Source organism: Caldicoprobacter sp. (assembly GCF_047459465.1).
In the GTDB taxonomy this organism is placed as follows: domain Bacteria; phylum Bacillota; class Clostridia; order Caldicoprobacterales; family Caldicoprobacteraceae; genus Caldicoprobacter.
The window spans coordinates 1-11764 of sequence record NZ_VSCO01000055.1; the positions used below are offsets into that span (position 1 = coordinate 1).

At 44.0% G+C, this 11764-nt stretch carries 12 protein-coding genes; 6 read left to right on the forward strand and 6 right to left on the reverse strand.

The genetic code is table 11. The features are described 5' to 3' along the window. Window positions 1-1108 (reverse strand): thioether cross-link-forming SCIFF peptide maturase (gene scfB / locus FWJ59_RS05100; protein ID WP_414480905.1); only part of this gene is annotated, 1108 nt, incomplete at its 3' end. Between the two features lie 206 nt (window positions 1109-1314). Beyond that, the gene (locus tag FWJ59_RS05105; RefSeq protein WP_414480906.1) at window positions 1315-2268 is read right to left on the reverse strand and encodes an ROK family protein; all 954 of its coding nucleotides are present in this window, start codon (window positions 2266-2268) and stop codon (window positions 1315-1317) included. Window positions 2269-2456: 188 nt separating this feature from the next. On the opposite strand from FWJ59_RS05105, the gene FWJ59_RS05110 reads away from it, so the two are divergent. From FWJ59_RS05110 to FWJ59_RS05120, 3 genes are all read left to right on the forward strand, one after another. Further along, window positions 2457-4040, forward strand: a complete 1584-nt coding sequence (locus FWJ59_RS05110; RefSeq protein ID WP_414480907.1) for a spore germination protein — start codon at window positions 2457-2459, stop codon at window positions 4038-4040. Next, window positions 4030-5187: a Ger(x)C family spore germination protein gene (locus FWJ59_RS05115; RefSeq protein ID WP_414480908.1), complete on the forward strand. Its 1158-nt coding sequence runs from the start codon at window positions 4030-4032 to the stop codon at window positions 5185-5187. Before FWJ59_RS05110 ends, FWJ59_RS05115 begins: the two co-directional genes overlap by 11 nt. A 174-nt stretch (window positions 5188-5361) precedes the next feature. Further along, window positions 5362-6492, forward strand: coding sequence for a GerAB/ArcD/ProY family transporter (locus tag FWJ59_RS05120; protein ID WP_414480909.1), 1131 nt, complete (start codon window positions 5362-5364; stop codon window positions 6490-6492). Here FWJ59_RS05120 and FWJ59_RS05125 read toward each other — a convergent pair. Together FWJ59_RS05125 and FWJ59_RS05130 are read right to left on the reverse strand one after the other, a co-directional pair. Continuing rightward, window positions 6481-6705, reverse strand: coding sequence for a DUF3006 domain-containing protein (locus tag FWJ59_RS05125; protein WP_414480910.1), 225 nt, complete (start codon window positions 6703-6705; stop codon window positions 6481-6483). The two genes, FWJ59_RS05120 and FWJ59_RS05125, sit on opposite strands and share 12 nt — an antisense overlap. 14 nt (window positions 6706-6719) lie before the next feature. After that, window positions 6720-7625, reverse strand: a complete 906-nt coding sequence (locus FWJ59_RS05130; protein WP_414480911.1) for a ComEC/Rec2 family competence protein — start codon at window positions 7623-7625, stop codon at window positions 6720-6722. 286 nt (window positions 7626-7911) lie between these two features. Between FWJ59_RS05130 and FWJ59_RS05135 the strand changes: the two genes are divergently transcribed. From FWJ59_RS05135 to FWJ59_RS05145, 3 genes are all read left to right on the forward strand, one after another. Next, complete coding sequence (locus FWJ59_RS05135; protein WP_414480915.1) at window positions 7912-8856, forward strand: ABC transporter substrate-binding protein; 945 nt, start codon at window positions 7912-7914, stop codon at window positions 8854-8856. Between the two features lie 16 nt (window positions 8857-8872). After that, window positions 8873-9730 (forward strand): ABC transporter permease, encoded by an 858-nt coding sequence (locus FWJ59_RS05140; RefSeq protein ID WP_414480912.1) that lies wholly within the window; start codon window positions 8873-8875, stop codon window positions 9728-9730. Between the two features lie 81 nt (window positions 9731-9811). Beyond that, window positions 9812-10615 carry an ABC transporter ATP-binding protein gene (locus FWJ59_RS05145; RefSeq protein ID WP_414480913.1) on the forward strand — a complete coding sequence of 268 codons (804 nt, stop codon included), beginning with the start codon at window positions 9812-9814 and terminating at the stop codon, window positions 10613-10615. A gap of 185 nt (window positions 10616-10800) precedes the next feature. Here FWJ59_RS05145 and FWJ59_RS05150 read toward each other — a convergent pair whose 3' ends face one another. Next, window positions 10801-11439, reverse strand: a complete 639-nt coding sequence (locus FWJ59_RS05150; RefSeq protein WP_025747620.1) for an ABC transporter ATP-binding protein — start codon at window positions 11437-11439, stop codon at window positions 10801-10803. Window position 11440: 1 nt separating this feature from the next. Continuing rightward, the coding region (locus tag FWJ59_RS05155) for a hypothetical protein (protein ID WP_414480914.1) at window positions 11441-11764 on the reverse strand (324 nt) is incomplete at its 5' end.

The window sequence follows — 11764 nt, forward strand, 5'->3', positions numbered from 1 at the left end:
ACTGCGGCTGCCCAACAAATTGATGGCAGGGGTAGAAATGCCCTTCAGGCGATACTGCAAGGTATTCAAAGCCTGCGCCGCAGGCCACAAGCCGCCTTTGAATGCAGGGCCCACCATAAAGGTTGATGTTAAAATGGTAAAACTTAAGCTTGTTCCCGGCCTTTATATAGTCCAGTATCCTTTTGGCCAACCTTTCATACTGGTCAAGGATGATAGGTATGTGCTCGTCGGTAATGTGAAATGGCTGACCGCCGCCAACCACCGGTTCAATGGATATCTCTTCGAAGCCCAACTCTGCTATATGGAAGACATCCTCGGAAAAATCCAAATTTCTATTGGTAAAGGTCCCGCGGATGTAATAGCTCTTATTGCCCCTTCTGCTTACCAAATTCCTGGCAGCATCCACAATTTCGTCATAGCTTCCCTTTCCATTTCTGTAATACCTCATGGCATCGTGGATGTTCTTCCTGCCATCCAGGCTTATAACCACGTTGTCCATGTATTCATTGATGTAATCGATCTTTTCTTCATCAAGCAGAGTGCCATTGGTGGTTATGGTAAAATAAAACTTCTTGTTGTAGCGCTTTTCCAGCTCTTTGCCGTAATCTACAGCTCTTTTTATCACTTCAAAGTTGATCAGCGGTTCACCGCCAAAAAAGTCCACCTCTATATTCTTTCTGTCTCCGGAATTTTGAGCAAGGTATTCCAGAGCCTTAAATGCCACCTCTTCAGGCATTAGCCTCCTTTCGGAGCAGTAACTCCCCTTAGAGGCAAAGCAATACTCACAGGTTAGATTGCAGTCATGGGCTACATGAAGGCACAGCGCTTTCAATCCGCTCTTATTTTCAATTTGCTGCATGAGAAGGGGTTGGTCCAAATCGGGGCTGTATAGCATCCCCTGTTCGATCAGCTGCTCAATCTCATGACAAGCTTCTTTAACCTCCTCAACGCCAAATTTTTCTCCAAACATCTGGATTGCCTTATCCGCCGAAAAATCATACGGAAACGCCTTAAGGATTTCATATGTAATTCTGTCAAGGCTGTGTATGCTTCCAGTATTGACGTCTACGGCAATGTAAAATCCATTCATTTCAAAAGCATGTACCATTAGCTTCCCTCCACATTTAGAAACATTGCCCGCTTTATTTCCTTCCTATAAAGAGAAATTAGCATCTACCGTTAGGCAATTATCAGTTAAATGATATCATCAAATACGAATCTTGTCTATCCACAATAAAAAAGAGGAGAACATCTCGTATTAAAATGCTCCCCTCCATATCTCTTGTCTTGACAGCAGTACCGCATTTAAATCCGTCAGTACATCTTTCCCAGCATTGCTGCACCTACTATGCCCGCATCGTTGCCTAGCTGCGCGGCAACTATCCTGGTCTGAGGTACCCCCTCAACGGTATACACCCTTTCCATCACCAACTTCCTGAGGGGCGCCAGCAGATATTCTCCTTCTTTGGAAATTCCCCCGCCTATGGCTATGATCTCGGGTTGGAATATATTTATCACGTTGGCTAGGCCCTCGGCAAGGTATTTTATATACTCTTCGACAATCTGCAATCCAACCCTGTCCCCCTGCTTTGCAGCATCAAAAGGGACTTTAGCATTTATCCTTGACAGATCCCCATCAACGAGCTTATTTATCAAGGAATCAGGATTGGCAGCGGCTGCTCTTTTCGTTTGGCGTATCAAAGCAGTGGCCGATGCATAGGCCTCCCAGCATCCCCTTCTCCCGCAGGTACACGGCTCACCATCTACCACAATCACCATGTGTCCCATCTCGGCAGCGGCATTGTTAAACCCATTGTAAACCTTGCCATCTATTACAACGCCGCTACCCACACCCGTACCCAGCGTAATGGTCACTGAATGCCTGGCGCCTTTGCAAGCCCCCGCCACGCTTTCGGCAAGAGCTGCCACATTGGCATCGTTATCAAGGTAGACAGGAAGATCTATGTACTTCTGCATTTCGGCCCGCATAGGAACGTTTCTGAATTTAAGATTGTTGGCATAAACCAGTATACCTTCCCGAGTGTTGGGCGTCCCCGGACTCCCTATGCCTATAGATTTTACCTCCTTCAAAGAAACGCCCGAGTCCTCAATCACTTTCAGCGAAAGCATGGCCATATCCTTAATGATTTCAGGGTATTCCCTCTCGCTTAAAGTGGGAACGCTGTCTTTGTGGATGATTTTCCCCTCTTCATCCACCAGTCCCACGGCTATATTGGTCCCTCCCAAATCAATGCCTATATAATACACAGCTAATTTAATACCTCCCCAGACATAGCTTCATAGTAAAATAATACAACACCTTTTAGATAAAGACAATACAAAACTATTTACGGCTGTGACAAGCTACGCCATTGCAACCTGCCATTTGGCTGCTCCTGATACTTACGTATGCATTTCCAATTGACAGGTTATACTACAAGAAGGGTGATGTGGATATGTTTAGAAAAATAAAAAGGCGTTTGAGAGTGGGAAGCCAGCAAGACAACATTGATACAATATATACGGGCATAGATGAGCCTCTGCCGCGGAATATCGAAAGAGTAAAAGAAAGGCTTAATGAGATTTTTTCCGAATGCAGCGATTATATCCAAAGGGAGATAGTGTGCGGGGAGGATGGTAGCGTTCGAATACTGGTCTCATATATTGAAGGATTTGTAGATAAAAAAATACTAAATCAGGATGTAGTTCGTCCCATACTTGACTATTTCTCGAGTGCAGAAAGGCAGGACAAAGCAAAACGTGTATATCAACTTATAAAAGAATGCATTATAAGCAATAATGAAGTTAGAGAAGTTGAAAGCCTGCAGCAGGCGGTATACAAAATCGTATCAGGTGATGCGGTGCTTTTTGTGGATGGAAGCAAAAGTGCGCTGGTTGTGGGGGTTAAAGCCCCACAGGGCAGGCAGGTTGAGGAACCCGACACGGAGGTTTCCATAAGGGGCCCAAGGGAAGGCTTTGTTGAAAATCTTGCTACAAATATGGTCCTCATTCGCAAAAGGATTAAAACCCCCAACCTGAAATTCGAGATGATGCAGCTAGGCATTCAGACCAAAACCGATGTCTGCATATGCTACATCAAGGGAATTGCAAATGAAGAAATCGTCAAGGAAGTACGAAAGAGGGTTAAAAAGATTAGAGGTGACGCCATCCTCGATACGGGGTATATAGAACAGTACATAACCGACAACCGGCTAACCCTTTTCCCCGTTGTGGGAAACAGCGAAAAATGCGACAAGCTGGTAGCAAAGCTGCTTGAAGGCAGGGTGGCAATACTGTGCGATGGCACTCCCTATGTCATTACAGTACCTCATCTTTTTATAGAATCTATCCAGACGTCAGATGATTACTACGACCATGCTTTTTTTGCGTCATTCATGAGAGTGCTGCGGTTCCTTGCACTGCTTATATCCAATTTACTGCCAGCGATGTACGTAGCACTGGTCAGCTTCCACCACACAGTAATACCCTTTAAACTTATAATTACGCTGGCTGCTTCACGGCAGGGAATTCCCTTTTCGCCTTTTGTAGAGGCTATATTGATGATAACGGCTTTTGAGCTCTTGCGCGAGGCCGGAGTGCGCATGCCCAGGCCGATAGGGCAAGCGCTCAGCATAGTAGGGGCTATCGTGCTGGGCGAGGCATCGGTTAATGCAGGAATTGCCAGCAACCTTATGGTGATCATTGTTGCCATAACCGCCATATGCAGCTTCGTTGTTCCACCGCTCATTAGAGCCACCATGCTGCTGCGCTTTGCTTTTTTAATAGCCGCCAATTTTTTAGGTTTCCTGGGAATATCTTTAGTGGCAGTAACTGTTATCATACACCTGTGCAGGCTGCGCTCCTTCGGCATCCCCTATATGGCACCCTTTTCTCCGCTTACAGCTACCGATCTTAAGGATTCGCTCATTATGGTGCCAATATGGGCAATGATAACCCGGCCAAAGATACTGTTTCAGGAGGATACAAGAGGTACTGTAGGAATAAAGCGCCAGGAGGTGGACAAAATAAGTGAAGATTAAAAAACTGGCGATTGTACTCATGCTGTCCGTACTGCTGACCGGATGCTGGGACAACGTGGATTTAGCAGATATCAACATAGTAACTGCTATGGGAATAGACAAAGCCGAAGATGGAAAAGTCATTGTAACCGTGCAGGTGGTGGAGCCGGCCGCCTTGCAATCGACATCTTCAGGCCAAGGGGGAGGAGGATCAGCGCAGCCCAAACCGGTATTTGTTGAGTCTTATAAAGGTGAAACCATTTCCGATGCCTTAATAAGCATGAAGTCAATAGTAGATAAAAGGCTGTTTTTAAGCACAAACCAGGTTTTAATCTTAGGAGAGAGGTTTTGCAAAGATGGTATCAATGAAGCACTGGACTTTCTCCACAGGGATTATCAATCAGAGTATCTAACAGATGTACTGGTGGCAAAGGATGTAACTCCTGAACAAATTTTGAAAGTACAGCCTGACATGGAGGCTATTCCAGCAATGTACATAAAGGGGACAATAGAAAACACGGCTATAAGGGCAAAGGTAAAGCGGACAATGTTAATAAATTTGTTTAAGGACATAAAAAACAAATGCAGGCAGGTTACCATTGGTCAAATAACGAAGGTGAACGAAAAAACAGTTAAAACAGAAGGCACAGCCGTCTTCAGGGATGGGAAACTGGTTGGATGGCTGGACCAATACCAAACAAGGGGATATTTGTTTGCAACAGATAAAGTAAAAAGCACCATTGTCAATATTCCGGTAACCAATGGCAAGATGTCCATAGAGGTATCAAATTCGAGCGGAAAACTAGATGTAGAATTCAAAAATGGTGAACCAGCTAAACTGTCTATTCAAGTTAGCCTAGAAGGAAATATAGCAGAATACACAGGAAAAGAAACGCTTGATACTCCCGGGGATATATATAAATTAGAAAAAATTTTAAGCCAAGAGGTTAAGAAAGAAATCGTTATGGCGCTGAATAAAGCACAAAAGGATTACTCTAGTGACATATTTGGGTTCGGCACAGTAGTGCACAAATATCATCCACATTACTGGGAAAAGGTAATGGACGAGTGGAACGATATCTTCAGCAGGCTGCCAGCTGATATCAAGGTGGAGGCAAAAATAAGGCGTGCGGGACTCATAAAAAGTCCAATGATGAAAGATGAATAGCAACATCCTAATAATATTAATAATTTTTACTATTCTGGGATTGTATGACTTTCGGCGATTTATAAGAAAAAAAGAACCAGCAAAAGTGTTTATTGTTAATATTATCATTATGGCATTAAGCCTTGCCATAGGATTGTTTTTGGCGATAGGAAAAAGGCCTACCAACCCTTCACAATGGATAGAGCGGATATTAAAAATGACGGGGGTGATAAAGTAATGGAAAAAGCCAGAATATCCAGCTTACAATTATTTCTACTCATAACAGGTTTTCTATTTGGAAGCACGCTGATTTTAAATCCAGCAACGGGTGCAAAAAACGATGGGTGGATGGCCATACTTATAGGCGGAGCAGTTGGTACACTGCTGCTCGCAGTATATGCCTCAATCGCGTTATTAAATCCCTCGAAGACACTGGTGGAAATTTTGAGAGATCGATTTGGAAAGGTTATAGGGAATATAATTGCAATACTATATATATGGTACTTTATACATTTGGCTTCTCTGGTGTTTAGAAACTTTGGTTCGTTCATGCTAACAACCACATATCCCAAAACACCCTTGGAGGTTATCATCGCTGTTTTTGCCCTTGTAGTTATGTACGCTGTAAACAGCGGCGTAGAGGTCATAGGAAGGGCAAGCGAAATCTTGGTGCCGTTTGTGCCAGTTATAGTCGTTATTATCAGCTTGGGGATTCTAACCGTCCACGATTTTACCGCATTTCTTCCTGTGCTAGAAAACGGGATAAGCCCTGTAATAAAAGCAAGTTTAAACTTGCTTACCTTTCCATTTGGGGAGACCATCGTATTTCTGATGATATTTCCACATTTAAACAAGAGAGAGAATCTGAAAAAAGTTTCGACTTTATCGGCATTATCGGCCACTGGGCTGTTTCTCTTTATTTTTTTCAGGGATATAACTGTACTTGGAAGCCACCTTATATATCAAGCGACCTTTGTACCTCACCTGACTTCTGTGCTCATTCCAGGTATAAACCTAGAGCCGCTTTTTAATGTAAACCTGATAATAGGTGGAAGTATAAAGGTTGTGATTTGCATGTACGCTGCTGTAAACGGTTTGAATCAGCTCATTGGAGCCAACGACTACAGGAAATTCACCACAGCGGTGGCCACGTTTTGCGTTGTGCTTTCTATATGGGTGTATGAAAATATATTCGAAATGTTTGATTGGGCTGAAAATATATGGCTCTACTATTCCATACCGTTCCAGATAGTCATCCCTTTGATGCTGTTGTTTTTATCTTTAATCAAAAAAGGCAACCCGGCTCACGAGAAATCAATTGAATAGTGAATCCATCATCCTCTTTATTCTGCTTTTTCTTGCTTCGGTTTCAGCGTAATCTACTTTAATGTCATCTTCTTTATCTCCCATGATTATGAGTACAGTTCCTTCCTTTGCATCCTCGGGCAGCCTTGATTTCTCAATATTAATCATTTTCCTGTCTTCATCTTCGCAAACCGCAAAATCGCCTTCAAATCTGTCAATTATAACTTTCTTCATTGCCAAAGCCCTCCTTATGGATTGAGCATTTCAATTGCCTTTCCATCGCTGGTTGCGATTATGGTGCCCGATTCATCGGTCCTGTATATCTTGGCACCTGCCTGCCTGAGCCTCTGTAGCGTTTCAGGTGCCGGATGCCCGTAATCATTATCCTCTCCAACCGATATCACTGCTATTTTAGGCTGCACGGCTTCCAAAAATTTCATCGAAGTAGAATACTTGCTTCCATGATGTGCCACTTTTAGCAGGTCCGTCCTTAAATCATACCCTTTTTCAAGCATTTCATTCTCTGACTCAAAGCCGGCATCCCCTGTAAACAAGAATGATGTGGCGCCGTACTGCAACTTTATAACCACGGAATAATCATTGGTGTCTTCATAAGCTTCGCTGTTAGGGGCAAGTATAGTAAACTTGGCTTCCCCAAGTGAATATTCTGTACCGGGCACCGCAGGAGTAATCTTTAGCCCCTTGTTTGAAATTGCTTCCAGCACATCTTCGAAGGTTTTTGTGGTGCTCTCTGCCCTGGGCATTATTATGTTTTTCACCTCAAAACCGTTTATAACGGCATCCATCCCACCGATGTGGTCTTCATGGGGATGGGTAGCAATGACATAATCCAGCGTTGTTATTCCTCTCCCTTTTATGTAATCAACAACTAGCTGGCTGTCCTCGTTGTTCCCAGCGTCTATCAGCATTGCGGCATCTTTGATGGTTACCAAAATGCAGTCGGCCTGCCCAACATCGATAAAATGTACCGCCAGGTCATGCGAGATAGCTTGGCTATCTTCAGCAACAATTTCCCTTTCAGGCCCTTCGACTATTTTTTCGCCGGATAGCCTGGCTATCACAAACACCAAAAACAGTATGAAGATGTACATTACTCTTATCCAAGTTGCAGTAACCTTAGATTTCCTTGGCATCAAACAACATCCTCTCCCTTACTCTATTTTCCTCTTGGCCACATCGACTCTCCTTAAACCCAAATATATTCTAGCATATTTTATATGACTTTTTCTGTGATTCGCCAAAAATTTATCGCGGTACGTAGAACTTCCTTGATTTTAGAAAGGCAATGTGCTATTATAAGTGACAAGTAGTATGGTAGCACGGTAGGGAAAGAGAATACGTTCATGCTTTCCCTCCGTCAATACAAAAAAGGAGGGATTTTTTGTGCCAAAAAAAGCTTTTGCTTTCCTTTTAACTATAATGCTCCTATCGACCATCTTTACGGCATGTAGCACGACCACATCTTCAAACAAAATAATAAAAATAGGTATATCCCAGCTGGTGGAGCACCCTGCCTTGGATAGCGCCCGCGAAGGCTTTATCGAAGCTCTCAAGGAAGCCGGCTATGAGGATGGCAAGAACATCAAAATCGACTTTCAAAATGCGCAGAACGATATAACCAATGCACAGACCATAGCCCGTAAATTCGTCGATGAAAAAGTGGATATGATACTTGCCATAGCTACATCCGCGGCACAGGCGGCGGCCAACGTAACCAAGGATATACCTATATTGATTACGGCAGTGACAGATCCGGTATCAGCGGGCTTGGCTGAAAGCCTTGAAAAACCCGGTGGCAATGTAACCGGAACAACCGATATGAACCCTGTGGCCGAGCAGATTAAATTGATAAAGGACCTGGTACCAAATGCCAAAAAAGTCGGTATATTATACAATGCCGGTGAAATAAATTCAAAGATCCAGGTGGACATAGCAAAACAGGCTGCTGCAGAGTATGGTTTGACTATAGTAGAAGCAACAGTAACCAACAGCAACGAAGTCAGCCAGGCCACTCAATCGCTGATGGGAAGAGTGGATGCCATTTACGTTCCCACTGACAACACTATAGTCTCCTCCATAGGAGCGGTTATAAAGGTTGCAAATGATCACAAAATACCGGTCATAGGCTCCGAACGAGGCCAGGTAGAAGCAGGGGCCGTTGCTACAAAAGGTATAGATTATAAAGAGCTGGGCAAACAAACCGGCCGAATAGCCGTAGAGATTATAAAAGGCAAAAAACCCCAGGATATACCTATAGAAGGGGCTAAAACTGTCACTCTTATAATTAACCAAAAAGCGGCTGAAACCATTGGCCTGACCATACCCAAGGATATACTGGATAATGCCAACGAGGTTATAAAATGATTACGAGGTGGTTTGATTGTTTGGTCTGATTACAGCCCTGGAACAAGGGCTTGTTTTTGGCATAATGGCGCTGGGAGTCTATATTACGTTTAAAGTACTTGACTTCCCTGATCTAACGGTAGATGGGAGCTTTCCGCTTGGCGCGGCGGTGGCTTCCATCATGATTTTTAATGGCGGCAATCCTTTTTTAGCGCTGTTTTTGGCTGCAGCAGCCGGCATGGCTGCTGGCTGCATTACAGGCTTACTTAACACGCGGGGAAAGATAACCGGACTGCTTTCTGGTATACTGACCATGACAGCGCTTTATTCCATAAACCTGCGCATCATGGGCCGGGCAAATGTCACGCTCCTGAACGCCAGGACCATATTTACGTATATCGAAGAATGGGGAGTGCCGCACAGATGGGTATTTCTGGCATTGTTTATAATTACGGCATTTCTGATAAAGGTTTTGCTGGATTGCTTTTTGAAGACCCAGATCGGTTTTGCCTTGAGGGCAACGGGCGATAACCCTGAAATGGCTCGAGCCAACGGAATAAACACCGATACCATGAAAATACTCGGCTTATCCCTATCAAATGGGTTGATAGCGCTGTCAGGTGCACTTGTAGCACAATATCAGGGGTTTGCCGATATAGGTATGGGTATAGGCACCATTGTTGCCGGTTTGGCTTCGGTAATCATAGGTGAGATGATGCTAGGAGAAAGAAGCATTTGTATGGCGACTTTTGCCACCTTGATGGGATCTTTTATCTACAGATTGAGCATCGGCATTGCATTGAGGCTAGGCTTTGCAGCAACCGATTTAAAGCTGCTCACCACAGTACTGGTGATAATAGCCCTCAGCACGCCAAAGATCAGGAATTTGCTCTGAAGTACCTCATCAACTGTCTCCAATTGAAGCTGGAACCGTGATGTTTTGCTTTGTACGGGTTTTAATGGGAAGGAGGTTATCATGCTAGAGCTTAAAGGGGTAACGAAAATCTTCAACGCGGGTACTGTTAACGAGAATGTAGTGCTGCGCGATATTAACCTCAAAGTTGATGAAGGCGATTTTATTTCTATAATCGGCAGCAACGGCGCAGGAAAATCCACTCTTTTGAACGTCATAGCAGGCGTATACCCAGTTGATAAGGGAACCATATTGCTGGATGGAAGGGATATCACCAGGGTACCCGAACATGAAAGAGCCAGGTTTATAGGCAGAGTTTTCCAGGACCCCATGAAGGGTACCGCTCCATCCATGACGATAGAGGAGAATTTAGCCATCGCCTACTGTCGAAGTTCGCGCCGCACTTTACAATGGGGCCTTAACAATAAACTCAGGGAAGAATTCAGGCAGAAATTGGCCGAAACCGGCTTGGGTTTAGAAAACCGTTTGAATTATAAGGTAAAATTGCTTTCAGGAGGGCAGCGGCAGGCCCTGACCTTAATTATTGCCACCATGGTCAAGCCCAAGCTGCTTCTTTTGGATGAGCATACTGCTGCACTGGATCCGTCCACTGCCCGCCTGATAAACAACCTGACCGAAAAAATCGTCCTCCAGAAAGGTATAACCACGCTCATGATCACACATAACATGGAGCATGCCATTAAAATGGGTAACCGACTTATAATGATGGATAAAGGGCAAATTGTACTGGATATAAAAGGTTCGGATAAATCGTCGCTCACCGTAAATGAACTGGTGGGTATGTTTGAACAGGCTGCCCAGAGGAAATTCGATGAAGACAGGATCATGCTGAGGGCAAGCAGCTAATTTAAAAAATAAATAAGTTTTTCTAATATTATCCCCTACAAATATATGCCGCATATATATGAAATAAGCAGCAAAGAGCGCACATAAATTTTGTAGCGGCCTCTGCAATACTTTTTTCCCCGTTTTTCAGGCTATTTACTTTTATTAAATTTTTAAAACTTTACTCGCAATCAATATAATATCCGTCAGCTAATGCGTGTCAAAACACCTCCGTCCATCTCATAAACGGTATCGCACAGCGCCTCTATGTCCTCGGCATAATGTGATGACAATATAATGGTAGCTCCTTCCCTATTTAATTCCTTGAGCACCTCGCGGATTTCTAAAACGCCCTGCTTATCAAGGCCGTTCATCGGCTCATCCAGAATTAGCAGCTTTGGCCTCTCCATTATGGCCTGTGCAATTCCTAGCCGGTGCCTCATTCCCAAAGAGTATTTGCTGACATGCTTTTTGAGGTTGGGATCAAGCCCCACGCGCTCAAGAGCTTCACGAATCTCTGCATCCGATATCTTCCGCCGTATGGATGCCAGCAGCTTAAGGTTTTTGTATCCGCTTAGTGAGCCGATAAAGCCTGGGTCTTCAACAATGATGCCGATCTCTTGAGCTGCTCCTGGCCTCACGGGACGACCGTCTATCAAAATGCTGCCGGAAGTTAATTGCATAAACCCGCAGATGCATTTGAAAAGCACGGTCTTCCCCGAACCGTTGCGCCCGATTATCCCGTGGATCTTGCCGGTTTCAAATTTGACCGTCACATGATTCAGCGCCACCGTCTCTTTAAACTTTTTTACAGCATCCAAAACCTCTACCATATACTCCGCCACATCAAGCCCCCCATTCCTGTATATTTATATCTTTTTTACAAAACACTATTACCGAAACTATGCTCATAAATAATATCGCTCCCAGCAGACAGAACACCGCATAAGTCGGCGAAGGAATCTCACCTGTATACTTCCAGTTCAGATAGTTCATGCTGGCCCAGCTATACGGTGAAAAATAATAGATTTTAGGACCAAAGTTTAGAGTACCGGCATAGATTGAAAAATATGACATGAATATAAAGGCGCCGCTTGCTACCAACCCGCTCATCTTACCGATCACGATATTAAAGCAGAATATAAGCACACCAATGAATACCGATACAAG

Bases quoted from the DNA above. Each gene is read 5' to 3' on its own strand.
- FWJ59_RS05110 (WP_414480907.1), top strand. From the start codon at position 2,457: ATGTTTAGAAAAATAAAAAGGCGTTTGAGAGTGGGAAGCCAGCAAGAC.
- FWJ59_RS05120 (WP_414480909.1), top strand. From the start codon at position 5,362: ATGGATAGAGCGGATATTAAAAATGACGGGGGTGATAAAGTAATGGAA.
- FWJ59_RS05125 (WP_414480910.1), bottom strand. From the start codon at position 6,705: ATGAAGAAAGTTATAATTGACAGATTTGAAGGCGATTTTGCGGTTTGC.
- FWJ59_RS05130 (WP_414480911.1), bottom strand. From the start codon at position 7,625: ATGCCAAGGAAATCTAAGGTTACTGCAACTTGGATAAGAGTAATGTAC.
- FWJ59_RS05135 (WP_414480915.1), top strand. From the start codon at position 7,912: ATGCTCCTATCGACCATCTTTACGGCATGTAGCACGACCACATCTTCA.
- FWJ59_RS05145 (WP_414480913.1), top strand. From the start codon at position 9,812: ATGCTAGAGCTTAAAGGGGTAACGAAAATCTTCAACGCGGGTACTGTT.